This is a genomic window from Phyllobacterium brassicacearum, from assembly GCF_003010955.1.
GTDB lineage: Bacteria > Pseudomonadota > Alphaproteobacteria > Rhizobiales > Rhizobiaceae > Phyllobacterium > Phyllobacterium brassicacearum.
The window spans coordinates 116,879-139,623 of the sequence record NZ_PGGO01000002.1; the positions used below are offsets into that span (position 1 = coordinate 116,879).

23 protein-coding genes are annotated in these 22,745 nt (G+C 58.0%); 15 read left to right on the top strand and 8 right to left on the bottom strand.

The annotated features are described in order from the left end of the window. Positions 1-77 precede the first annotated feature (77 nt). From CU102_RS03425 to CU102_RS03435, 4 genes are read left to right on the top strand one after another with little or no spacing between them, the layout of a single operon-like run. A complete protein-coding gene (locus CU102_RS03425) occupies positions 78-1,340 on the top strand; it encodes a glycosyltransferase family 2 protein (RefSeq protein ID WP_106709932.1) in 1,263 nt (420 codons plus the stop codon). Further along, entirely contained in the window at positions 1,337-2,392 is a 1,056-nt protein-coding gene (locus CU102_RS03430; protein ID WP_106709574.1) for an HlyD family secretion protein, read from the top strand. The genes CU102_RS03425 and CU102_RS03430 overlap by 4 nt, the downstream gene beginning before the upstream one ends. A gap of 13 nt (positions 2,393-2,405) precedes the next feature. Continuing rightward, a complete protein-coding gene (locus CU102_RS31065) occupies positions 2,406-2,651 on the top strand; it encodes a TackOD1 domain-containing metal-binding protein (RefSeq protein ID WP_166648365.1) in 246 nt (81 codons plus the stop codon). Further along, on the top strand, positions 2,614-3,078 hold the full coding sequence (locus CU102_RS03435; RefSeq protein WP_245425151.1) for an Rrf2 family transcriptional regulator: 465 nt from the start codon (positions 2,614-2,616) through the stop codon (positions 3,076-3,078). The genes CU102_RS31065 and CU102_RS03435 overlap by 38 nt, the downstream gene beginning before the upstream one ends. A gap of 52 nt (positions 3,079-3,130) precedes the next feature. Here CU102_RS03435 and CU102_RS03440 read toward each other — a convergent pair whose 3' ends face one another. The 3 genes from CU102_RS03440 to CU102_RS03450 all read right to left on the bottom strand — a co-directional run bounded on the left by CU102_RS03440 (position 3,131) and on the right by CU102_RS03450 (position 5,396). Further along, a complete protein-coding gene (locus CU102_RS03440; RefSeq protein WP_106709575.1) occupies positions 3,131-4,048 on the bottom strand; it encodes an NmrA family NAD(P)-binding protein in 918 nt (305 codons plus the stop codon). 142 nt (positions 4,049-4,190) lie between these two features. Next, positions 4,191-4,658: a MarR family winged helix-turn-helix transcriptional regulator gene (locus CU102_RS03445; protein WP_106709934.1), complete on the bottom strand. Its 468-nt coding sequence runs from the start codon at positions 4,656-4,658 to the stop codon at positions 4,191-4,193. A 252-nt stretch (positions 4,659-4,910) separates the two neighbouring features. Beyond that, positions 4,911-5,396, bottom strand: coding sequence for an Lrp/AsnC family transcriptional regulator (locus tag CU102_RS03450; RefSeq protein ID WP_106709576.1), 486 nt, complete (start codon positions 5,394-5,396; stop codon positions 4,911-4,913). 102 nt (positions 5,397-5,498) lie between these two features. On the opposite strand from CU102_RS03450, the gene CU102_RS03455 reads away from it, so the two are divergent. Together CU102_RS03455 and CU102_RS03460 are read left to right on the top strand one after the other, a co-directional pair. After that, complete coding sequence (locus tag CU102_RS03455) at positions 5,499-6,710, top strand: diaminopropionate ammonia-lyase (RefSeq protein ID WP_106709935.1); 1,212 nt, start codon at positions 5,499-5,501, stop codon at positions 6,708-6,710. A 69-nt stretch (positions 6,711-6,779) separates the two neighbouring features. Next, positions 6,780-7,940: a M20 aminoacylase family protein gene (locus CU102_RS03460; RefSeq protein ID WP_106709577.1), complete on the top strand. Its 1,161-nt coding sequence runs from the start codon at positions 6,780-6,782 to the stop codon at positions 7,938-7,940. Positions 7,941-8,306: 366 nt separating this feature from the next. Here CU102_RS03460 and CU102_RS03465 read toward each other — a convergent pair whose 3' ends face one another. Both CU102_RS03465 and CU102_RS03470 read right to left on the bottom strand, forming a co-directional pair. After that, the gene (locus tag CU102_RS03465) at positions 8,307-9,398 is read right to left on the bottom strand and encodes a relaxase/mobilization nuclease domain-containing protein (RefSeq protein ID WP_106709578.1); all 1,092 of its coding nucleotides are present in this window, start codon (positions 9,396-9,398) and stop codon (positions 8,307-8,309) included. After that, positions 9,388-9,924 carry a plasmid mobilization protein gene (locus tag CU102_RS03470; RefSeq protein ID WP_106709579.1) on the bottom strand — a complete coding sequence of 179 codons (537 nt, stop codon included), beginning with the start codon at positions 9,922-9,924 and terminating at the stop codon, positions 9,388-9,390. Before CU102_RS03470 ends, CU102_RS03465 begins: the two co-directional genes overlap by 11 nt. A gap of 470 nt (positions 9,925-10,394) precedes the next feature. Between CU102_RS03470 and CU102_RS03475 the strand changes: the two genes are divergently transcribed. Next, complete coding sequence (locus CU102_RS03475; protein WP_106709580.1) at positions 10,395-12,041, top strand: HAL/PAL/TAL family ammonia-lyase; 1,647 nt, start codon at positions 10,395-10,397, stop codon at positions 12,039-12,041. A gap of 68 nt (positions 12,042-12,109) precedes the next feature. On the opposite strand, the gene CU102_RS03480 is transcribed toward CU102_RS03475, so the two are convergent. Continuing rightward, the gene (locus CU102_RS03480; protein WP_106709581.1) at positions 12,110-12,985 is read right to left on the bottom strand and encodes a LysR substrate-binding domain-containing protein; all 876 of its coding nucleotides are present in this window, start codon (positions 12,983-12,985) and stop codon (positions 12,110-12,112) included. A gap of 111 nt (positions 12,986-13,096) precedes the next feature. Here CU102_RS03480 and CU102_RS03485 point away from each other — a divergent pair, with 111 nt between their 5' ends. From CU102_RS03485 to CU102_RS03520, 8 genes are all read left to right on the top strand, one after another. Continuing rightward, on the top strand, positions 13,097-14,623 hold the full coding sequence (locus CU102_RS03485) for an ABC transporter substrate-binding protein (RefSeq protein WP_106709582.1): 1,527 nt from the start codon (positions 13,097-13,099) through the stop codon (positions 14,621-14,623). 69 nt (positions 14,624-14,692) lie between these two features. Then, positions 14,693-15,364 (top strand): dimethylsulfonioproprionate lyase family protein, encoded by a 672-nt coding sequence (locus CU102_RS03490; RefSeq protein WP_106709583.1) that lies wholly within the window; start codon positions 14,693-14,695, stop codon positions 15,362-15,364. Continuing rightward, a complete protein-coding gene (locus tag CU102_RS03495) occupies positions 15,361-16,314 on the top strand; it encodes an ABC transporter permease (RefSeq protein ID WP_106709584.1) in 954 nt (317 codons plus the stop codon). Before CU102_RS03490 ends, CU102_RS03495 begins: the two co-directional genes overlap by 4 nt. Beyond that, a complete protein-coding gene (locus CU102_RS03500; protein ID WP_106709585.1) occupies positions 16,311-17,204 on the top strand; it encodes an ABC transporter permease in 894 nt (297 codons plus the stop codon). Before CU102_RS03495 ends, CU102_RS03500 begins: the two co-directional genes overlap by 4 nt. Before the next feature lie 2 nt (positions 17,205-17,206). Beyond that, entirely contained in the window at positions 17,207-19,234 is a 2,028-nt protein-coding gene (locus CU102_RS03505) for an ABC transporter ATP-binding protein (RefSeq protein WP_106709586.1), read from the top strand. A 256-nt stretch (positions 19,235-19,490) separates the two neighbouring features. After that, entirely contained in the window at positions 19,491-19,805 is a 315-nt protein-coding gene (locus CU102_RS03510) for an ArsR/SmtB family transcription factor (RefSeq protein WP_106709587.1), read from the top strand. After that, on the top strand, positions 19,802-20,158 hold the full coding sequence (locus CU102_RS03515) for an SRPBCC family protein (protein WP_106709588.1): 357 nt from the start codon (positions 19,802-19,804) through the stop codon (positions 20,156-20,158). The genes CU102_RS03510 and CU102_RS03515 overlap by 4 nt, the downstream gene beginning before the upstream one ends. Positions 20,159-20,194: 36 nt before the next feature. Beyond that, positions 20,195-20,824, top strand: a complete 630-nt coding sequence (locus CU102_RS03520) for an ATP-dependent Clp protease proteolytic subunit (protein ID WP_106709589.1) — start codon at positions 20,195-20,197, stop codon at positions 20,822-20,824. 407 nt (positions 20,825-21,231) lie between these two features. Here CU102_RS03520 and CU102_RS03525 read toward each other — a convergent pair whose 3' ends face one another. Together CU102_RS03525 and CU102_RS29655 are read right to left on the bottom strand one after the other, a co-directional pair. Continuing rightward, a complete protein-coding gene (locus tag CU102_RS03525; protein ID WP_106709590.1) occupies positions 21,232-22,254 on the bottom strand; it encodes a hypothetical protein in 1,023 nt (340 codons plus the stop codon). A 245-nt stretch (positions 22,255-22,499) separates the two neighbouring features. Further along, positions 22,500-22,664, bottom strand: coding sequence for a hypothetical protein (locus CU102_RS29655; RefSeq protein ID WP_170115301.1), 165 nt, complete (start codon positions 22,662-22,664; stop codon positions 22,500-22,502). Between the last annotated feature and the right edge of the window lie 81 nt (positions 22,665-22,745).

Consider the following 22,745-nt stretch of genomic DNA (forward strand, 5'->3'; position numbering starts at 1 on the left):
CCAATTGCTTGTTTCTTGATCACGTCGAATACCGATGTCGTCAACATCTCGAACAAGAGAGCAAGGGGGCGCGAAACGTGGACGGGATCCTTCTTCTCTTATGGCACTCCGATTGGGTGCTCTTGGCTTTCTCTGTCCTCATCTTTGAAATACCCCGCTACACTTTTTCGCTCGTCTCTCTCGCCGTTCTGGTAGTCGGCAGGAGTGAGCCACGCGCAGCCAAGCCCGACTTGCGCATCAGTGTCGCAATTCCCGCGTTCAACGGTGCCGGTGGTCTTCGTCAGACAATTGCGTCGCTTCGCAATCAGTCTGTACCGCCGTACGAAATTATAGTCATCAACGATGGCTCAGTTGATCAAACACCCGCCATAGCAGAGCAGGCGCTTGCCGAGGGGCTGATCGATCTTGTCATTCACAATCCCAGCCGCTGTGGCCGTAGCCCAGGCGTGAACGCCGCAGCACGTTTTGCACGTGGGGATCTTATCCTCACCGTTGATCCGGACACCGTGTTTTCTCGCACCGCCCTCGAGCGAATGTCCGCGGCGTTTATCGATCCACACCTTGCGGCGGTAAGCTGCAATATCGGTGTCAGGAACGAGAGCGCTTCGATCTGGACTGAATTGCAGGCGCTCGAATACCTGATGTCCATAAGTGCTGGAAAATCCTTTCTCGCGCAGATCGGTGCCATCTCCTGTTGCTCTGGCGCCTGCTCGCTCTATCGACGCGACATCTTCTTCGATCGCGGTGGGCTCGACGTAGGACCGGGGGAGGATCTTGAAATCACGTTGCGATTGCGGCGGTTCGGCCATCGGATTGGTTTCGTGCCAGAGGCGTGGGCATCGACGATGGCACCTGAATCGTTCATCGCCCTGGCCCGCCAGCGATTGCGATGGGACCGCGATGCCCTGAGGGTCCGACTCATCCAGTATCGTGAGTGCTGGCCCTTCAAATCAGAGGGGCTCGCCGACACGCTTCAACGGCTGGACTTTATTGTCTTCGATGTCGTTCCGACGCTTTCTCTGCCGTTTTATCTGGCCTATTGCGTCCTTGTATTCGGTCCGGACACACCGCAATTCCTTGCGGGAGTGAGCCTGCTTCTCATGATCCTGGGCTTGTTCAATCTTGCGCTGACCGGCCTTCTGTTCAATCAGCGACCGAGACTTTTCAGCGTGCTCGTCGCTCCGATCTTCCCAATTTACCAAGGCATACTGATGAAGAGCGTGCGCTTTTGGGCTTTCACGTCGGAACTGCTGTTTTCAGCCTCGCATCAAGATGACTTCGTACCTCCGCGCGTCCGACGAGCGCTTGCGGATCCATCTCCGAGGGAGATTTCACCATGAATCGTGAGATTCATCGCCTAGACCCCAACGTACCCGACCCGGTCGAAAGTCGCCGTGCTGGGGCAGGAAGAATTGTCCGGTTCGTTTATGCCGCCCTCGTGTTCGGGATACTCGGGTTCTTTGTCATCCGTTTTGGCGCCCCGCTCGTCTTGCTCAATGGACCAGGCGTGGTCACCGCCCAACTCTCGGTGATTTCCTCGCCATATCTCGTACAGATCAAGCGTATGGAGGTACAGCCTGGTGCCAAAGTTGAGGCGGGCACGCCGATCGCCATGGTGAGTTCCCCCCAAGTCGATCAAACCTCCTCAGACCTTCTGCGGGCACTTGCGGAAGTCACCGGCAGTGAGGCCGAACTGCGGGTCAAGGCGCGCGTCGCACGTGATTCTATCGATGCCGCCCGGGCGCGATCCCGTATGGCCGATGACACGCTCCAACGTTTGGAAAAAGCAAATAGTGGGGAGGATTTTGGCCTGATCTATCGCACCGACGTATACCGGGAGCGCGCAGAGGCCGTCCAAAGTCTGTTAGCGCTTGAAGCTGAGGCTGACGAGGCCGCGGCTCAGCTCGTACGACTTGAGGCAGTTCGACGGGAAATCCGCGGACAATATGATGCAGTCAAAAGGGAATTTGACGACGGGCGCATCCTGTCGCCAGCAAGCGGCATCATTGCGGCACGGACAGGCCACGCCGGCGAATCCGTGGTTGCCGGCTCCTCCATCGCGGAGATTTTTATTGACGGCGACACGTTCGTCGATTGGTACATCCCCAACTTTCGGCTGGTCGACCCACGCCCGGGCCAAACGGTCGTCGTCGTGTACGGTCGCACGCGGCTACCAGGTACGATCAGTGAGATTCTTCCGATCTCCGACCAGCTCGAATCGCGGCGCAGTTCGGTCTTGCGCGAGCCGTCAGCTGGACAAATCGGCCGCATTCGATTTGACCCCGGGGTGTTGCCACCACCGCTGAACGCAACCGTGCATGTTCACATGTACTATTCGGAGTTTACCGATCGCATCGCTTGGGCACTTATAAGGCTGTTCAATCTCAACTGAAACGGTAGCGACGATGAACGACCGGTCTTTTCCCGAACGGTGCCCCGCCTGCAATTCCACCGAACTGGAACGGCATGTTATCGTCCACCATATGATTTGTGCCTATGTGGGACCCGAATACGATTTCGCGCGGAATTCAGAACAAAAGCGCTGCCCCAAATGCATGCGGCGATTGCTGGGCTGCGGGGACGATTGGGAAGCGGTGGGAACAAGCGTGCTGTGTGGGCAGTGCGGAAGCGAAGCAATTCTGCCGCCTTGACCGGCTGCCTACAGGAGATCGCCGTGGAATTCGTTGCGAGCTTTTCACCAAGCTTCAGAAGGCGGGCATCGTCGTCGCACGCAAGGGAATCGGCGGCGGCTTTGCGCTTGCGCTCCCCGCGACAGACGTCACCGCTGTTGAAGTCGTTGAAGCTGTCGATGGACGAAAAGCCCTGTTCGAATGCAAGGGCATCCGTGCTCAATGCGCGCGCTTCGGCGACCGCACGCCCGCCTGGGCCGTGGACGGCGTCTGCTCCATCCACGCTCTGATGCTCGAGGCCGAGCAGCGGGCAAGAGATGCGATGGCGGCTCACACACTGGCAAGCATCAAGGGGCGCGTATCGACGAAGACACCCAAGGACCACACTGGCCGCGTGCAGGAATGGTTGGCGGCGCGCACGCCGAGGCGCGGCCGCCGCCGCTCATAGCTCCCGAGCGACAAAGGAGCAGGCCGGCGTGCTGCGTTCGGTCCGCTTGGGCTCACGTGAAGTCAGCGGAATGAAGTCTGACGAAGTCAAGCACGTTGGTCGGTGCCTTACCTGTGAGCTTGAAAAGGTCATTGGTCATACGATCATAGCGACCCTGCGCGTGGAGATCTGCCATGACCGCAAGGTGGCTAATCAAATGCGCGGGCACGCCAAGTTCCCGAAGTTTTTCGACCCAAGCATCAAGCGGAACGTTACGGTAACGAATCGTCCGGCCCAGCGCCTCGGAGAAGACCTGCGCATAGCGATCCAAATCCGCAGACTCGAAACCAGTCAGATTGTAGATCTTCCCGATATGCGGGGCGGGGTTGTCAAGGATGACCGAAACAGCCTCGGCAACGTCGACGGCGGAGATAGGCGAAGTTTTGCTATTACCAAGCGGCAGCATCAACTCGTCATTTGCCTTCACGCCCGCTGCAGCTAGGCGGAGAAAGAACCCCTCCAGGAACACTGTAGGGCGGACAGTCACCACTGGCAGCCCCGACCATGCGAGGGCCTGTTCGCCAAGCCAGTGCAGCTTATGTTGCGGACTATCGGTAGTTTCGGTGATGCTCATCTGTGTCACGGTCATCTGTGACATGTTGACGAAAGCTTCTACGCCATGATGGCGTGCCACAGCTGCAGTGTTGACGGTAGCTTCCAGATATGCTGCGGAAACAGACATACCGAAATAGATGCGCGAACAACCTTCGATCGCGCAATGCATCGAACTGAGGTCTGTCAGGTCGCCCTGTACGACTTCGGCACCAAGCCGTCGCAGAGCTTCGGCTCGCTCGTCCTCTCGCCGAACCAAGGCGCGTACCTTGTGTCCTTTGGAGAGAAGGCTTGCGGTGAGATTTCGGCCGACGGCGCCGATGTCGCCTGCCGCACCTGTGACCAGAATTGGCCTTTCTTGGCTAGAGTTCGTTGCCATATCTATCTCTCATTCGTGCCTTTGGGTTCTTCAGTATCCAAATGCTTCAGCCTTGGCGTAGTCGTCAGCAGCCTCGCCCACAGGGGGCAGTCCGGGCGAGAACCTTGCACCATATATTGCATATACAACATATTAGAACTCATTACTCGCTAAACTCGACATGGGCGATGCTGTCGGCGATGCCGACTATTGCATCAAAATTTTCCTTGCCGAGCAACTGCTTCGCCTTGACTTGCGCTTCGCTCCAAGTCGGTGCCGCAGTACCCAGTAACTCTCTGCCCGTCTGCGATATCACGATCGGTCGACGCCGTCCGCCGCCTTCGGTTACCTGTTCCTCAATCCAGCCTTCCACCAGGAACAGTGCCAAATTACGTGTCAGGGTTGAGCGCTCCTGATAATTCGCTCGTCCGATCTCCGCACGACTGGCCGCCCCAAGCTTGGCGATGAGGACCAGCAGCGAAAACTGCGGTGCATTTATACCGTGACGTCGAAGTGCCTGATCATAGATGTTAGTGACAAGACGGGATATCCGACGCGTACGTGTCAACATACAGTCGCGGGTTATCTCGCGAACAACGTCGGCGTTAACGCCTTTATCTTTGGAACTCATCTGCATACGGCCGTATAGTGTATATACAACATAGTGTCAATTCCTCGCTCGTGAAATGGAGCGTTTCGGGGGCGTGAACCGCTTCGAGTGGGGTTTCGAGTGTGTGGTTTCAGACGAAACATTCTGCGATTTTCGAAGTACAAAACGGGAATTTCGGTTTAACCCTAACGTCGACAACGCTCTTAACCGAGCCGCCGCCCTTGGCCCATTCGAGAACAGTATCGGCCAGATGCGGACACCCAAGTTTGATCTCTATGCGCCCAGCGGTACGTGCAGGCCAACCTTGACCCTGTCCATCGCAACAAAGGTCCGGAAGCGCTTGACGTTGCTGTTACCGAAGAACAGCCGCCTCGTCAGGGCCTCGTAATCACCCATGTTCGGAACCACAATGACGAGGATGAAGTCAGCCTCGCCGGTGACGTAGTAGCACTGCTGGATTTCCGGTGCAGCCGCGAACTCCCGCTTGGCATCCTCGATCTGTGCTGCCGTTTCGCTGATCACCTCGATCTCCACGAAGATCGTGATCGACTGGCCGACGGCGGCTGGGTCAAGAACTGCTACATTGGCCTGGATTACTCCGGCTTCGGTCATCCGTTTGATCCGGCGCTGCACCGCCGGAGCCGACAGGTTGATGGCGTCGCCGATCTCGCGCTGTGGCGTCGTGTTGTCCTGCTGGAGAATGTCGAGGATTTTCCTGTCGAAGGCATCCAACGGGGGCAATTGAACGCGTTTGTTCAAAATCGGGTCTCCAATGAAACAAACTTGCAAATGAGAGCCCCATATTCAGCGCACATTTCGCCCGGTTTGCAATATCGTTCGGTAATCAAAGACGAGGCGACCATGTTCCTGGTGAACTCCACATCCGACTACAAGAAACCGTTGATCGCGGGAGATGCCGATACTCTTGGGGTAGATGCAGCCGTCGAGGTCGAACGTTACCTCACCTTCCGGGACAATCATGCCGAGACACCGCTCGTCAGTCTTCCGGCACTGGCAACGGAAATCGGTGTCGGTGCGATCCACATCAAGGACGAAGGCCAAAGGCTTGGGCTCGGCAGCTTCAAGGCGCTCGGCGGCTCCTATGCCGTCATTCGGCTGGTTCTGGAGGAAGCGGGCCGCAGTCTCGGCCGGAACGTGGATGTCTTTGAACTCCAATCCCCCGAAGTCCGGGCCATCGCCAAGACCATGACTGTCGCCTGTGCAACCGATGGAAACCACGGTCGCTCAGTGGCCCAGGGCGCCCAACTTGTCGGCGCTAAGGCGGCGATCTTCGTGCATTCCGGCGTCAGCGACGAACGGGTCGCGGCCATCGCCCGGTTCGGCGCTGATATGATCCGGGTCGACGGTACCTATGACGACTCCGTGCGGGAAGCAGCGCGTGTTGCCACCGGGCGTGGTTGGACGATCGTTTCGGATACATCATGGCCAGGTTACGAGCGCATTCCGGGTCTCGTCATGCAGGGGTACACGGCCATCGTCCGCGAGGCGTTACGGGAGATGCAGGAACCACCGTCCCATGTCTTCGTCCAGTCAGGTGTAGGCGGAATTGCGGCTGCGATCTCCGGCCACCTGGCGGTCGTTATGGGAGAGGACCGGCCGACCTTCGTCGTCGTCGATCCAGCGCGAGCCGCCTGCATCGTTGAGAGCGCCAAGGCCGGGTATCTGATAAAGATCGATCATGGCGAGCCGACGGTGATGGCGATGCTGGAATGCTACGAACCGTCCCTGGTCGCGTGGCGCGTGCTCTCTCGTGTCACCGACGCTTTCATGACGGTCGATGAGGATGACGCTGTGGCGGTAATGAGAAAGCTCGCCAATCCCGCGGACAACGACCCGGCCATGGTCGCCGGCGAAAGCGGCGGTGTCGGTCTTGCAGGACTGATCAAGGTTGCGTCCGATCCCGGAATGAAGGCCGCGCTTGGTCTCGATCAAGCCTCGCGCGTTTTCCTGATCAACACCGAAGGCGCGACCGATCCGAAAAAATATGAAGAACTCGTAGGCCGTACGCCTGAGTCTGTTGTCGCGAACACATTCGAGAGAGCAAAGGCATGACCACCGTTCAATCGACGTCGGTGCAAACGTTTTGCTCGATGTCGTGAAGCGGCTCACTGGAGAGGCATAATGCCGAACGATCTCAACATTCTGCGCCAGGAGATGATGGCTTGGCGTCATCATCTGCACGCCCATCCCGAATTCGGCTTCGAGGAGACCGGAACGGCGGCATTCGTGGCCGCCAAGCTTCGCGAATTCGGCCTCGATGATGTGACGGAATGCGTCGGTGGGACAGGTGTCGTCGGCATGCTCAAGCGTGGTTCGGGCAATCGAGCGATCGCGCTTCGTGCGGACATGGACGCGCTGAGAATCACTGAACGGAGCGAACATGCCTATCGCTCTCGGAACCCCGGCCTGATGCATGCCTGCGGTCATGATGGGCACACCACGATGCTGCTTGGAGCCGCCAAGATTCTCGCTGAAGAGGGAAACTTCGACGGCATCGTGCGCTTCATCTTCCAGCCCGCAGAGGAATGGGGCAAGGGTGCGCTCGCCATGCTCGACGATGGCTTGATGCAGCGATTCCCATTCGATGAAATTTACGGCCTGCACAACATGCCAGGTCTCGCGGTTGGAAGGTTCGAAACTCGCTCCGGCCCTTTCATGTCGGCGGAAGACAATTTCGAGATCGTACTCAGGGGTCTTGGTGGGCACGCTGCCCGACCCCACCAGGGCAATGAGGTCCTGGTCGCCGCTTGCGCCTTGGTGACCAATCTGCAGACGATCGTGTCGCGGCGGCTCAGCCCTGCCGACATCGGCGTCGTTTCTGTCACCGAGCTGGTCACCGACGGTACGCGCAACGCGCTTCCGGGGCTGGCCCATATCCTCGGCGATGCCAGAAGCTTCAGACCCGAGGTCAGCGCATCGATCGAAAAGCAGATGCGGATCATTGCCGAGGGCACAGCACTTGCGCACAACGTCGCGGCGGAGGTCACCTACACCCGCGAATTCGTGCCGCTGATGAACGATCCAGTGCTCGTCGAAGAAGCCTTTACTGCGGCACGGACCATTCTCAATCCCGACGATGTTGCAGTCGCCAATGAACCGATGACAGCGTCCGAAGACTTCGCCCAATTCCTCGCGCATGTTCCAGGCTGTTTCGCCTTCCTCGGCAATGGTAAGGAATCGGCCCCGTTGCACAATCCGAACTATGACTTCAACGACGATGGCCTGCTGCGCGGAGCCAATTTCCATGCGGCCATCGTTCGCAGACGACTGCCGATGGCGTAACCCAGAACGGGTCTCGGATATACGATCGAGTACCTCGGCAGAGGTCTGGGGCGCGCCAACAGGGACGCCCGATTAGAGAAGCGGTCACTGATGATGGCCGCTTCGTTCATCGCTTTGAACGTCAGATACATGATGGGATGTGGGCAGCGGCATACTACCGATTGAGAACGGAAAGTTCGTGTCTTTTGATGTCGAAGTTCCTGAATTTGCAGCAGTGGATACGCGGAACACTTCTGCTTGCCTCGAATTTGGCGAGCGAAGAAGCGCCAATCCCGGCCGGAGTTGTCGACCGCATGCTGGAAGGCGAGAACAAGGTTAAACGTTGGCGCGAGCATCGAGAGCTTACTGTCCGGGAAACCGCTGCCATCACCGCTCCGGCCCGTCCCGCTGCTTCACGGCCGTTGGCGGCGGCTTTGCTCTTTGTGCAAGTTGCCGCTCAAGCGCCTGCTTGTAGAGATCGTGCGCGAACATGGGCGCCGGCATCGATCGAACGAACTGCTCGACCTGTTGGGCAAGCTTTCGATCGGCCGGGCTTGCGCTTGCAGCTAGTTCGCGTGCGGCGGCGGTATACACCGCCTTGACGCCCGCATGGCGCTCCCTCGCCGCCTTGACCCATGGGCGTAGTTTCTCCTCGTCTTCGGGATGTGAGGCGCCGTTCCTCGCGCGCTCAAGATCCCGGAAAGCCTCCCGGATGGCTGCGCTCTCGGTGCGGGGTATCAGCCCTTTCGCGCGCATATGGCGCGCATGCGAGCGCTCGGACTTCATGGTATGCCCGCGCGCACAACGCGGCGTTGCTTCCGCCTCGATGCCGCGATGGCGCAAGGCGCCGGCAAAGACCTCGCGAAAGTGCGCAAGCACCGGCGGTCCCGGATTGAAGGTTTTGCCGTCGTGCTGACGACCGCGCACGGTCACATGCGCGTGCGGGTGTTCCGTGTCGTCGTGAAACGCCAGCATGACATCGACACGCGGCCGCAGTTCGGCGTCGACGAAATCGCGCACCGCATTGCGGAAGGCGTCCCGGTCAACGCCGGGTGGCATGGACAGCACCATGTTCACCGACGGCGGCGCCTTGCGGACCTGGTGCTGACCCGTGTAGATGATTTCATCGTCCGACCAGTCGGCATGGATATCCCTGACGGCGTCCTTGCCTTGCATGGCGCCGTAATCGGTCTCTACGGCCACCTTCCCGTTGCGGGTGATATAATCCATATGCGCTTTCAGATGCGCGCCATCGCGTGTGCGGCCGCTGATCTTGATCATGACTTCCGGCGCCTTGTTGGCGATGCGGGCGAGCCTTGCCTTGTCCGCCGCCGTGTTGCGCGGCCTTGGCCTGGCCCGCCCCTTTAAAAGCGCATCGCGATAAACCCTGATGTGCGATGGCGGCGTCCAGGCCGCGGCCACACCGACCTCTTTGTAAAAATCGTCGTAAAGCATGCGGACCTTCGGGTCATTTGCCATCGGCCTGCCCCTCCCAGACGCGAACATTGCCACGCGCCAGCAGATGCAGCGCGGTCAGCGTCCGCTCGACTTCGCCGCGCGCGGTGTCAACAACCTTTTTGTCGACGGCGAAGGGCGCATGTTCCAGGCGGGCCTCATGGGCGGCGCGGACAAGCTGATTGAGATTGACGCCGATCCTGCGCACCTGGTTGGTCAGGGCGCGCAGTTCGTGCAGCTCCGACGCGCTGTACTGCGTGCCGGCCCCGAGACGCACGCGCACCACCGCGCGAAGCCATTGCGCCGGCTTCATGCCCCGGGCGGTCGCCGCCCTCCTGACCGCCACAACCTCGTTGGCCGAAAGCCGCAGCGACAGATGCACGGTCCGCCCGGCGGGGTCGGGCAACCTCGGCGTTTGTTCCGGCGATGATCCATCGACGGCCAAACGCACGAAGTGACGCAGCAACGCCGACTTTCCGCCATGCGCCCGAGCCAGCGCTGAAAAGCGTTCGGCCAGTCTATCATCGATGTGGGTGCTTAAGTGCTGCATCTCTCCCGTTGGCGCCAGTTGGCAAAATTCAGTCGCGACAGCTATCCCGCCCTAGAAACATTTTAGCCAAAAAATCTGTGAGAACAAACGTTTACATGTCTGTGCTGTCTCGCTGCGCTCGGCAGTTGAAATTGGAAGGGGGGAAGGCGCTCCGCCCTCCCCCTGAACCCCACCCGGACACCCTCCAGGGGTTCACCCGAAACGCCGCTTCGCCAAGCCCTGTGTCACCGCCTCACCCATGCAAGGGACGCTTCGCTCCTGCCCCTGCATGGCCGCGTTGCGGCGGCATGGCCGGGATGTGCGCGGCTCCGGGGGTTCACCACCAGGTGAGCAAATGCCCCAGGGTGCAGACACGCGTTCACCGTCTGGCCACATGAGATTCGTTCAAGCAGACGTTAAATCTCATCATTTGCGACGGTGTTTCAAAATCCCAATAGTTTCCTCGTCAGAAATTCTTAAGGAGACGTCAAATGTTAAAACACAGTTTCTTAGCCAGTGTCTTCGGTGCTTGCCTTCTGTTTACCGGAACAGCAGCGATGGCCGATGTGACCTTGAGCGGCCGGGAGGCCACTCCTGAAATGATCGTGCGCGTGGCTAAAGGTGAGGTCGTCACTGTTACTCGCGAAAGCCGCGACAAGGTAGCGCGAGCATATGCTGTACTGCTCCAGGGAGCGAAGGAGGGGCAGGAAATCTACGGCCTTACCGTCGGTGTCGGGTGGAACAAAGACCGCAAGATGGTCGACGCGAAGGGCGACCTTACTCCGGAACTGATGGAAGCCTCACGCGAATTCAACGAAGGCCTTTTGCGGGCCCATTCTGTTGGTGTCGGTCCCGACACCGAAGTTGTAGTCGTCCGGGCAACAATGGCAGTGCGTCTCAATAACATTCTGACCGGCGGCCCGGGCGTACAGCCCCACGTGGCCGATACCCTCCTCGCATTCCTGAACAAGGGGATCACCCCGATAATGCCTTCGCGCGGATCGGTGGGCCAGGCGGATATGACACTACTCAGCCACATCGGGTTAGCCATGCTTGGGGAAGGAGAAGTCGACTATCAAGGGCGGCGCATGCCTGCATTGGAAGCGTTGAAGGCAGCAGGCATTGAACCTTTGAAGCCGTTCGGGAAGGACGGCCTCGCGATACTCAGCTCTAATGCCTATGCTGCGGGATTGGCGGCGCTGGCCGTCCATGATGCCGAGCAGATGCTGGCCACTTCGCAATTGGTCTATGCCCTTAGCCTGGAGGGGTTGAACGGCAATGTCTCGCCGCTTCTTGAGGACGTGGCCAATCTGCGGCCATTCCCAAGCTACATCAGCGCGACCAACGAACTTCGTGGACTTCTCGCCGGGAGTTATCTCTGGCAGGAAGACGAAAAGCGGATTCTCCAGGACCCGCTAAGCTTCCGTACGGCACCCTATGTGCTAGGGAGTTTGGCCGACAGCCTGGCGAGGACCAGGGCGCTCGTGCAAATCCAGATCAACTCGTCGGACGACAATCCCGGCATCGCCGTCGGCGTTCTGCCCAAATCCGAGTTCCCCCAGGCGCGCCGGGGCTACGTCGAAGGCGGCGCAGTACTCCCGACCGCGAACTTTGAGCCACTACCATGGGTGATTGCTTTCGAAGAGCTCGGCATTGTCCTTGCACACCACACCACCGCTTCGTCGGAGCGCGTCCTGAAGCTGAACAATCCTACGCACACGAAACTCGCGCGATATCTCGGCACCGGGAACACCCATCACGCGTTCCTGGTCGTGGAAGCGCCGCTCATGGCGATAGCGACGGAGAATCGCGCACTCGCACAGCCCACCTCTTTTGATTCCCGGCCCATTGCAGGCGGGGTGGAAGATGTCGGTACCAATGCACCGTTCGTTGTCGAACGCGTGCGTGAGCAGATTGAGAACAGCTTCACGATTTTCGCCATGGAGCTCCTCCATGCGGCGCAGGCCGCTGACCTGCGGCTGAAGGAGCACCCCGAGCGTAAACTGGCTTCATCTACCATGGCCTTCCATGATGCCTTTCGTGAGAAAGTACCGTTCCTTGACACAGACCGGTCGATGACGCCGGACATTGTTGCAGGCACCACGTTTCTAAAAGGCTATTTGACGAAGGACGATTGACGTCAGATCGACGGTTTCGGCCCGGTTGCCTGCGATCCATTTGACCGCAGCCAGCCGGGCTATGCACATTACTGCTGCCGGATCCAGTCAAGAAATTTTCGGATTGCCTTTTCATTGGCGCGGCGCTGTAGATAGGTGAGATACCAGCCGCCGGGTTGCATGACATCGGATTGAACCGGTATCGCCAATGTCCCAGTAGCCAGGTCCGCTTCGACCAGAAACTCAGGCACCACCACCACTCCTTGCCCGTTTACTGCGGCCTCGATCGCCAGAAGGTTGCTGTCAAAAACAGGCGAGGATTTCTGGATAAGGCCGGGAAGCCCGACGCTTGCGGCCCAAATGGATGAGTCCTCGGCCGTACCGGTCACCGCCAGAAACGGAAATTGCCTGATATCCGCAGGTGAAGATATAGCCTTGGCGGTTGCACTTGAGCACACAGCCACAAGCCGCTCCCGCCGCAAAAGCGTATAGCTCACATTCGGCCGGTCCGGCGAGCGCGTGTAAATCAATCCTATATCGGCCCGATCGGCATTGAACTCCCAATCCAGAAGGCTGGCATCGAGACTGATGGCAATTTCAGGCGAGGCGTCCTTGAATTTCTGGAGCCTTGGAATAAGCCAGCGAACCGCTACAGTCACATAGACCTGCACAGTCAGCGCTGCTGGCGCATGGCTTTGCCGAATGAGATCGGTTGTGAGTGCGATCCGGTCCAGGGCGTCCTGGACGACCGGAAAATAGAGTTCGCCCGCTTTGCTCAATTCAACCCGGCCCGGCAGCCGCCGGAATAGTGACGTTCCGAGATTTCGCTCCAGCGATGCAACCTGATGGCTGATAGCAGACTGGGTGACGTTCAACTCCTCAGCTGCCTCCTTGAAACTACGCAGGCGCGCGGCAGCCTCAAACGCTTTCAACGTAGACAGTGGAGGTAACGTTCGCCGAACCATTTTCACCTACATGAATTTTATTCATGTAGACGTTATTTCTAATCGTTTGCAAGGACCCCAAGGCGTTTTCATACTCCAGTCATAAATCCTGGAAAAATCAGGGGAACGAAGATGAAACACCACCTTCTGAAGTCTACAGCTCTCGCTCTTGTCGTTGGCGCCTGTTCGTTAAACGTTACAACTGCCTTCGCCCAACAAAGCTGCGTGCGTGTGCTCGGCTACGAGTCCGACGGTGAAAAGCAGACCATGGATCCCGCGGCTTTGATCGGCACCGACAGTGCCTACCATATCCGTGCTGTTTATGAACCTCTCGTTGACCGCAGCAACACCATGACGCCCGTGCCCGTTCTGGCTGAATCATGGGAGTCAAATGCCGATGCGACCGAATGGACATTCCGTCTGCGAAAGGGCGTAAAGTTCCATGACGGGTCTGATTTTGATGCCGCGGACGTGGTCTATTCCTATCGCCGGCTGCTCGATCCGGCTGTTTCCCCCGGCGGATTTTCAACCCTTGCCTTCCTTAACGCGGAGGGGATCACAGCCCTGGACGACCATACTGTCCAATTCAGGCTCAACGAGCCTGTGGTCGAATTGCCGACGCTGATCGCGACCAAATATGCGCTGATGGTGCCCGAGGGAGCAAAGAGCGAGGATTTGCGCACCAGGGGCAATGGCACTGGCCCCTTCACGCAGGAGACCTTTACTGTCAACAGCCCTGTCCGGGTGATGCGGCGCAACCCTGCCTATTGGAGGTCGGGCCTGCCCAAATCCGAATGCATCGAGATAACCACCAGTCTTGAAGCGACATCCCGTTTGTCGGCCCTCTTGTCAGGATCGGTCGATCTGTCACTGACGGTCGACCCGGCAAGCCTCATTACGCTGAAGGACAATCCTGCCGTCGATCTTGTATCGACGCCAGGTGCGACTTCGCTTTACCTGGCGCTCTGGACCGACACGCCGCCTTTCGATGACGTCAAGGTCCGGGAGGCATTGAAGCTCGTAATGGACCGTAAAACGATCCTCGACACTGTCCTGTTGGGTTATGGTGAGGTTGGCGGGGATACGCCGATACCTCTGACCTCACCGCTCGGTCTCGGGACGCCACCAAAAGTGTCCGACATCGACCGGGCGAAGACCCTGCTTGCCGAGGCCGGCCATCCGGACGGTATCGAATTTGATCTTTACACGTCCGATTCCTATCCCGGCATGATGCTGCTCGCGCAGGTCTATGCCCAGATGGCGGCTCCCGCCGGTATCAAAGTCAACGTCATTACGTCACCGGCAGAAGGTTACTGGGACACCGTATGGCTCAAGAAACCAGCTGTCATCTCATATACCGCGGCCCGCCCGCCTGCGGAAGCACTGACGCTTTCGCTCAGCAGCAAGTCTGAATGGAATGAGACGCATTGGAAACGTCCCGACTTCGATGCGCTTGTTGCCAGGGCTGGTCAAACCATAAATGAAGAAGAGCGAAACAGGCTTTACCGCGATGCACAGCGCATTGTCGCCGAAGAAGGCGGCATGGTTTTGCCAGTCTTTACCTCCGTGGTTGCAGGACTTCGCAAGGGCTGCACAGGCTATACGCCGCATGTCGACGTGAACCGCCTCGATTACGCGGAATTAAGCTGCGCCCAGTAGCAGCCAGCTTCCTCCCGATTGACCATATCAGCCACGGAGCCTGATCGCTCCGTGCCGGAGACCTGACGCATGACGCATCGCAAATTGACGAAGTTCATTCAATGTTTCGCCGATGAACTGGATCGCGGCGAAACGCAAATCGCGCGGTCGCATGCAAACCGTTTGCGCGCCCTGCAAGCGGACCTGACTGGCGCGGGCGAGGTTCCTGACGGACGCGTACCGGTCCAGGACATCTGCGAAGCCGAGCTGGCTGCCTGTGCACCCGATGCTTCGTTGGCGAAAGCACTTCTGGATCTGATGCCGTCGCTGCACTTTACCCGAAGCAAGACATACATGGCGGCCCCTCCCAGCGCCGGTTTTGGCAGCAACTACGGTTATGGAGTGATCTGTGGACCGGTGAGTGGTCCGCCGGTTTTGATGACGGATCCCGACATTGCCTTCGGCGTCATGCTACTTGGACCCAATACTCATTATCCGCTTCACCACCACCCCGCCGACGAACTCTATTACACAGTCACCGGCCCGTCCGCGTGGCGGACCGGACGCGATCCGTGGGTCTCGCGCGGAATCGGCGAAATCATTCACCACCCCTCCTGGATGCCGCACGCCACACTTTCTGGCGATCGGTCCCTTGTGCTCTTGTATGTCTGGCACGGTGATCTGGAGACGGACGCTGCCTTCCTTCCGGATTTCATGGCACCTGACGCCGTTTTGCAGACGGCGAGAACGGATGTGAAATGACAATTCTTCGCCTGATCGTTAGCAGAACCCTACTCTCTGTCCTGACCCTGCTTCTGGTCTCCGTCATTATTTTCCTGATACTCGAGGCGCTTCCAGGAGATGTGGCTACCCGTATTCTCGGACGTGATGCCACCGCAAAAGCGCTTGAAGTTCTCCGTAGCCAGCTGCATCTCGACCAGCCGGCACTGAGCAGGTACCTGCACTGGCTGGTCGATCTGCTTCGCGGGAATCTCGGCGTTTCACTTGCAACCGGCCGTCCTGTCGCGGATGTGCTTGGACCGCGCATCGTCAACACGCTGCTGTTGTCTCTGCTCGCTTTTGTAATCTATCTGGTCCTTGCGATTGTTCCGGCAATCATTCAGGCAACGCATCGCGGCGGAATAATCGACAACGCAATTTCGGTTTTGACATTGCTGTTGTTGTCGCTTCCCGATTTCCTGCTTGCAACGATCCTGCTTTTTACTTTTGCGGTGGCGGTGCCGATCCTGCCCGCCCTCGCAACGGTGTCAGAGGCCAGCAGCTGGCAGGACACCCTCCGCGCCATCATACTGCCTGCGGTCACTCTTGCCATTATGATGGCCGTTTATGCCATCCGCGTTCTGCGCGACAGCCTTATCGAGGTGCTGCGTTCGGACTATGTCCGCCTTGCCGAACTGAAGGGACTTGGCGCCTATGCAGTGCTTTGGCGACACGCTTTGCCGAACGCTATCGTACCGGCGTTAAACGTGACCGCACTCAATCTTGGCTTCCTGATCGGCGGTGTCGTGATCGTCGAACGGGTGTTCTCGTATCCTGGATTCGGCACGCTGCTGATCGATGCGCTGCAACTGCGTGACATCCCGCTGATCAAAGCGACCGTAATGATCAGTGCGGTGGTCTATATCGCGGCCAATCTCGTCGCGGACATCTGCGCAATTCTCCTTCAACCGCGTCTGAGGGCAGGCCAATGACCTTGACGACATCCAATCTCCGGAAGCGACCGGTCACCCCACACCTTGATATCGGGCGCTGGCGCGCCATGTCAGGCCCGTTCAAAGTCGGATCAGTCATTCTTGTGGTTCACGCAATTTTTGCTGTCGTCGGCATGTTCTGGACTCCCTACGGTTTTGCGCAAATGGCGACCGGAATACCACTTTCCGGCGCATCGTGGCAGCATCCGATGGGCCTCGACCAGATCGGCCGCGATGTACTCAGCCGCTTCATGTACGGTGCCCACATAGTTCTCATACTTTCTTTCGCGGGAACGATCCTTGGTATGGTTCTCGGCACAACGCTGGGATTGCTGTCAGGGTATCTCGGCGGCTGGTTCGATGAGATCGTGCAGCGCCTGGTGGAGGCAATGATCAGCATCCCGTTTCTGGCATTGGCGCTGGTGATGATTATCGCTGCGGGCCCTGCACTCGCGGGGGAACCAGCACTGATCGTCCTTGTCGTGGGGCTTGTATATGCGCCGCGCATCGCCCGAATAGCGCGGGCGGCCGCAATGGAAATCGCCACTCGCGAATACGTTGCCGTCGCCGAGCTGCGTGGTGAGGGCACATGGTCCATCATATTCCGAGAAATTCTCCCAAACACCGCTAACGTGCTTCTTGTCGAATTCTCGCTGCGTCTCAGTTACGCGCCAATCCTGATCGGCGCACTCGGATTTCTCGGCTTTGGCATCCGGCCGCCGACACCTGAGTGGGGTCTGATGATCAGCGAGAACCGCAACCTTTTGATCGCATCTCCTGTGACGGTATTCGGGCCGGGGCTCGGTCTGGCTTCCCTCGTTATCGGATTCAATCTCTTTACCGATGGTCTTTCGCGCATGCTTGGCCAACGGCCGGTTGTCGGAGCCTGACAATGAAAAGCCTTATGGAAGTTCGAGACCTTGGAATAGCTTACGGCAGGGAGGGCGGCTGGATCGATGTTGTTGAAGGGGTCTCCTTCGACATCGAACGGGGAGAAACGTTTGGCCTCGTAGGGGAATCGGGTTGCGGGAAATCCACCGTAGCTTATCGGCTGCTCGGCTATGGTATCGGCAATAACACCGTCAGGACGGGACAGATCCTGTTTGAAGGCTCTGACCTGCTCAAAGTCAATTCCCGTGCCCTCACGCGCCTGCGCGGGAACCGCATCGCGTTCGTTCCGCAGAACCCGACCACTGCACTGAGCCCCGGTATGCGGGTTGGATCGCAAATTCGCGAGATGATCGCAAAACATCGCGCGCTTCCAGATGGCTCGACCATTGAAAGCCGTATTGTGGAACTCTTTGCCCTGGTTGGCCTGCCCGATGTGAGCCGGCGCTACCCGCACGAACTGTCAGGCGGGCAACAGCAGCGTGTCACGATCGCTATGGCTGTCGCCTGCAATCCGGACCTGCTCGTCCTCGACGAGCCGACCACCGGTCTCGATGTCACCACCCAACGTCAGATCATCCAACTGCTGCAGGATCTCAAAAACCGCATTGGCATGGCGATGCTGTACGTCACGCATGACCTCGCCCTGCTTGCCCAGATCGCCGACCGTGTCGGCGTCATGTATGCTGGACAGCTTGTGGAGGTGGCATCCTGCGACAAACTCCTATCGAACCCGGCGCACCCCTACTCCCGTGGGCTGATAGCCTCGATCCCGACAATGGAACACTCCACTGCAAGATCGCGGGGTTTGCGCGGGCTGCTGCGACGCGATCAGATCCCGGCTGGATGCAAGTTCGAGCCGAGGTGCGACTTTGCGACAGCCGCGTGCCGCTCTACAGCACAATCGCTGGTCGCTGTTGGAGAACGGCACTCGGTCGCCTGCATGCATTGGTCAGACATCAATGCAAGAGACGCCAGACAGACTGAAAAGCCCAATACGACAATTCCTGCCCGGCCAGACTCGAAACCTGAGAGCGTGCTATCCGTAGACGACCTGACGCTGTCCTACACAAAGCCCGACATTCTGAGCAGGATCTTCTCGACGGCACGCCCGCCCGTCGCGCGCAATATCAGCTTCGATCTGCTTCCAGGTGAAGTCATGGCGCTGGTTGGAGAATCCGGCAGCGGCAAATCCACCATTGCCCGTGCAATAAGCGGGCGTCTGCCTCCCCAATCGGGTAGCGTGAAGTTGGATGGAAAATTACTGCAACCCACGCTGAAACTCAGGCCACCCGAACAGTTGCGGCAGATCCAGTATATTTTCCAGAATCCCGACGCATCGCTCAATCCGCGCCGGACCATCCGTGCAATTCTCGAGCGGCCACTCATTCATTTCGGTATTGAGGCCGAGCCGACAACTCTTGAGACGGCCCTGGAAAACGTCGGATTACATGCAGCGTATCTGGACCGCTTTCCGGAACAGTTGTCAGGTGGCGAACGCCAGAGGATCGCTATCGCCCGTGCCCTACTGGTAAATCCGAAGATATTGATCTGCGACGAAATCCTCTCCGCGCTCGATGTGTCTGTCCAGGCAAAGATCATCGAATTGCTCAAGGCGCTCAAGCAACAGCATTCAGTATCGATGCTGTTCATCTCGCACGACCTCGCCGTCGTGCGGCAGCTGGCCGACAGAGTGGCGGTGCTGTATCGCGGTGAACTGATGCAGGTGGAAGATGCGGACGCTCTGCTCAATTCGCCTTTACACCCCTATACGGAAATGCTGCTGCATGCGGCCCCCGATCTGCGCAAGGACAACTATGAACCGAGCGTACCGGCAATGCCGGAATCCAGATCAACAGGGAACAAAGGTTGTCCCCTTGCCGGACGCTGTCCTCGGCAAATTGGTACAATATGTGGTGACAGCCCGCCGCCACTGCAGGCGACAAGCGGCGGCTTCATTCGCTGCCATATCTCGACCCGGCAGTTGGCCACCCAAACTTTCAGGCAACATCGCGACAGGAGCCAGATATAACGGGCGTCGGTCCTTGCAGAAAGACCGTAGCCTGGATGTTATGACGGTGGATGGCGACATCAATCATTAGAGGTTTCGAGCCAATCATCGTTTCCCGACGGCTTTTGCGAGATGCTTTGTCACGAACTTTTCTCGTAACAGCACGTGCTTTCCAATAAGCTCGAAAAGCCGCGCAAGCATGGACTTGCCGTCAGTCATGCTCGCGAACCGAAACTTGCAACTTGCCAATCATATAAGTCTGTGCTTATGTGTCTGCATGAGTGAAACAGAATTCTTCAAGGCTCTCGCCGATCCGACAAGACGCGCCGTTTTCGAACGGCTGGCTGATGGTGAAATGAATGCCACGGACCTGCGGCAAGGATTTGCGCTGTCACAGCCGGCCATGTCACAGCATCTGGCTGTTCTGCGCACAGCCGGACTGATCGCGGAACAGAAGCATGGCAGGAATGTCCTCTACCGGATCAATCCCGATGGCGTGGCCCGAATTCACCGATGGCTCAGCCGCTACAACGCGTTCTGGCCAGGTCGCGTGGACGACCTGAAGCAGCTTCTTAAGGAGATGGACCAATGACGCACAAGACCGACGCGAGCATTAAGCTAACGTATGAACTGGACGCTGCTCCGTCAAAGGTGTGGCGGGCATTGACGCTGCCAGAATACGTATCGCGGTGGTTAAAGCGACCCACCGGCAAGAGCGGTGTTCCGGAGGAAAATACGCCCGAGCCATCCATCGAAATTCATCTGATATCCGCCGATCCCCATACCCGCGTGCGCTATAGCATGAAGGATAATGACGCCGTCAGTTACGTGACATTCCAGATCGGGGCAAATGGTAGAGGTGGCACGACCTTTAGCATAGTGCATGAACTGGCGATGAGCGTAGCCAACAATAACCGGCCGCAACCTCGGCGCGCAGCAGCCTAGGACCAATTCCTGAACATTACAGAAAGGAGGTCGCCCATGCGCGACATGATGCAACTCGTCCCTATGGTAGTTGAACAATCCAGTCGCGGCGAACGATCATTCGATATCTATTCGCGTTTGCTGCGCGAACGTATCGTGTTCCTGAACGGCCAGGTCGAGGATGGGATGGCCGCACTGATCTGCGCGCAATTGCTCTTTCTCGAATCGGAAAGCCCCAACAAGCCCGTTTCAATGTACATAAACTCGCCGGGCGGCGTCATCACCAGTGGTCTTGCGATCTACGACACAATGCAGTTCATCACCTGCCCGGTCGCAACATTGTGCATGGGTACGGCTCGATCCATGGGTTCTTTCCTCTTGATGGCAGGTGAACCCGGTCAGCGAACGGCTCTGGCGAATTCAAGTATTCATGTGCATCAGCCGCTCGGCGGATTTCAGGGGCAGGCTTCCGACATCTTCATCCATGCGGAAGAAATGCGCCAAACCAAGCATCGGATGATCAGCCTCTACGCAAAACATTGCGGACGCTCGTTCGAGGAGGTGGAAAAAACTCTGGATCGCGATCATTTCATGACTGCGGAGGAAGCCAGGCAATGGGGCCTCGTCGATACGGTTCTGTCAAAACGGTCCGGGATCGAGCTCCTGCCACCCGAAATACCTCGATAGTACGAAGAAGGCGAGCTCTCCCGTTGCGCGTGCAATATCAGCGACGGCTGGATTGGGGAAGCGCGTTCCCGGTTCCTGTTGAGCCAGCACGCTGCAAGCCCAGGCCTGGTACAGTCCTGGAGTCGCCCATATATACTGCGCATTTGGGCGCTTCACATATAAGAGTGCGATGGCAATTCAGTGGGTTTCTCCGGAGTGCTCCGTTGAGCGCGGTCTGGCTGGACGATTGTTACATGTGCGGGCGTGGGCGTTAACCTGAGAGGCGAAGAAAGGCATGGGTAATCAGTTCACTTTTGGATCGATTGCCGAGCAACGTCATCAGACGCGAGAAGAGAATTTCACCTTCCAGGCGCCGACAACCTGCAGGAAGCGAGCGACGCTGGACGCTCGCTTCCTGTATATTTCGTTTAGCCTTTCAAACGGGAATTGCACAGGCTGTAATAGCCGCCTCCCTTCTGAATCCATTTCAACCCGCCAAGCGAATTGCTCTCCTTGTTGGCATAATATTGATCGAGGCATGTGTGCATGCGGGCTTTGCCGGCGCTTTCGTTGGAATACTTCGACGAAACACCTCTGGGGAATGCGACGCCGCGCGGTGCAGCTGTTGTTGGTGCAGCAGGCTCTTGTGTATAGGTAGCGGTATCTGTCGTCGGAGCGGTCTCGTCGTCATTGGCTGCTGCGCTGGCACTGCATTGTGCCTTGCGGAAATCATTCCATTTCATTCCGCCAAGGGTGCCGGCGCTCTTGGCCGCCTGATATTTTGCACTGCACTCCTTCATCGTCAGACCACCACCATCACTGCTGTCATCTGATGGAGCGGTCGCAGTCCTGGTCGGTTGAACCGGTTCGGGTTTGGCGGCGACCGATGCACCAGCCCCACATTGGGCTTTGCGGAAATCATTCCACTTCAGCCCGCCCAGTGTTCCGGCGTTTTTGGCGGCCTGGTATTTGGCGCTGCACTCTTTCATCGTGAGGCCATCGCCATCGTTGTCACTGCTTGACGCAGCTTTCTTGGCAGTTTTGGTGGGGGTTGCCGGTGCCGTAGCGGCAGAGTCGGCGCTGCACTGGGACTTGCGGAAATCATTCCACTTCAGCCCGCCCAGTGTTCCGGCGTTTTTGGCGGCCTGGTATTTGGCGCTGCACTCTTTCATCGTGAGGCCATCGCCGTCATCGGTACCTTTGGCAGTGGATGTTGTGGTATCGGTCTTCGTCTTGCTTGCTGGCTTTTTGGTGTCGGTTGTCGCCGCCGCATCCGATGCGCATTGCGCTTTGCGGAAATCGTTCCATTTCAGCCCTCCGAGCGTTCCCGCCTCCTTGGCTGCTTGATACTTGGCGCTGCATTCCTTCGCCGTTAGCGCATAGGCTGGTGCAACGGCAAATGATGCCGCGGCAATCACGCCGGTGAATACGAGATTTCGTATGATTGACATCATGGACTCCCTCAATTGACCGGAACGCATGAACGCGGGACCGGCATCGCTTCCTCGTCCCAAGACCGGGCAAAGAACCATACCAAGCCAGGTTTCTTTTTAGTCTTGCAAAAACCTGCTCTTGCATAAAAAAATATTTCGGATCACCAGCAAGCGTGAAGAAGCAAGCTTCGAAGAGTTGCGGGGGAAAGGCCGCCTGAAACATACACAAGCTGATTTGGGCAATCCACTTTGTCACCCGATCCTCACTGTGCCTCTCTGGCCAGTTGAACGAGCACGTGCCTGGATTCCTCATCGCCCTGTGCGGCGACCTGCGAAACCATTTGATAGCTTGCCTGGAGTCTCGGCGTGCCGCCATAATACATGAAGCCCACGTAACGCTCGGCGAATGGCGTTCCTCTGGTCGGCACACTTGCGATACCAATGCAAGGCTTCGGTATAACTTTTAGCGACGCCGCTGTTCACTCCCCATTGGATCTAATTGCGGACTT

Coding starts and splice junctions, on each gene's coding strand:
- CU102_RS03430 (WP_106709574.1), top strand. CDS start 1,337: ATGAATCGTGAGATTCATCGCCTAGACCCCAACGTACCCGACCCGGTC.
- CU102_RS31065 (WP_166648365.1), top strand. CDS start 2,406: ATGAACGACCGGTCTTTTCCCGAACGGTGCCCCGCCTGCAATTCCACC.
- CU102_RS03440 (WP_106709575.1), bottom strand. CDS start 4,048: ATGGCAACGAACTCTAGCCAAGAAAGGCCAATTCTGGTCACAGGTGCG.
- CU102_RS03445 (WP_106709934.1), bottom strand. CDS start 4,658: ATGAGTTCCAAAGATAAAGGCGTTAACGCCGACGTTGTTCGCGAGATA.
- CU102_RS03455 (WP_106709935.1), top strand. CDS start 5,499: ATGTTCCTGGTGAACTCCACATCCGACTACAAGAAACCGTTGATCGCG.
- CU102_RS03460 (WP_106709577.1), top strand. CDS start 6,780: ATGCCGAACGATCTCAACATTCTGCGCCAGGAGATGATGGCTTGGCGT.
- CU102_RS03465 (WP_106709578.1), bottom strand. CDS start 9,398: ATGGCAAATGACCCGAAGGTCCGCATGCTTTACGACGATTTTTACAAA.
- CU102_RS03470 (WP_106709579.1), bottom strand. CDS start 9,924: ATGCAGCACTTAAGCACCCACATCGATGATAGACTGGCCGAACGCTTT.
- CU102_RS03475 (WP_106709580.1), top strand. CDS start 10,395: ATGTTAAAACACAGTTTCTTAGCCAGTGTCTTCGGTGCTTGCCTTCTG.
- CU102_RS03480 (WP_106709581.1), bottom strand. CDS start 12,985: ATGGTTCGGCGAACGTTACCTCCACTGTCTACGTTGAAAGCGTTTGAG.
- CU102_RS03485 (WP_106709582.1), top strand. CDS start 13,097: ATGAAACACCACCTTCTGAAGTCTACAGCTCTCGCTCTTGTCGTTGGC.
- CU102_RS03490 (WP_106709583.1), top strand. CDS start 14,693: ATGACGCATCGCAAATTGACGAAGTTCATTCAATGTTTCGCCGATGAA.
- CU102_RS03495 (WP_106709584.1), top strand. CDS start 15,361: ATGACAATTCTTCGCCTGATCGTTAGCAGAACCCTACTCTCTGTCCTG.
- CU102_RS03500 (WP_106709585.1), top strand. CDS start 16,311: ATGACCTTGACGACATCCAATCTCCGGAAGCGACCGGTCACCCCACAC.
- CU102_RS03505 (WP_106709586.1), top strand. CDS start 17,207: ATGAAAAGCCTTATGGAAGTTCGAGACCTTGGAATAGCTTACGGCAGG.
- CU102_RS03510 (WP_106709587.1), top strand. CDS start 19,491: ATGAGTGAAACAGAATTCTTCAAGGCTCTCGCCGATCCGACAAGACGC.
- CU102_RS03515 (WP_106709588.1), top strand. CDS start 19,802: ATGACGCACAAGACCGACGCGAGCATTAAGCTAACGTATGAACTGGAC.
- CU102_RS03520 (WP_106709589.1), top strand. CDS start 20,195: ATGCGCGACATGATGCAACTCGTCCCTATGGTAGTTGAACAATCCAGT.
- CU102_RS03525 (WP_106709590.1), bottom strand. CDS start 22,254: ATGTCAATCATACGAAATCTCGTATTCACCGGCGTGATTGCCGCGGCA.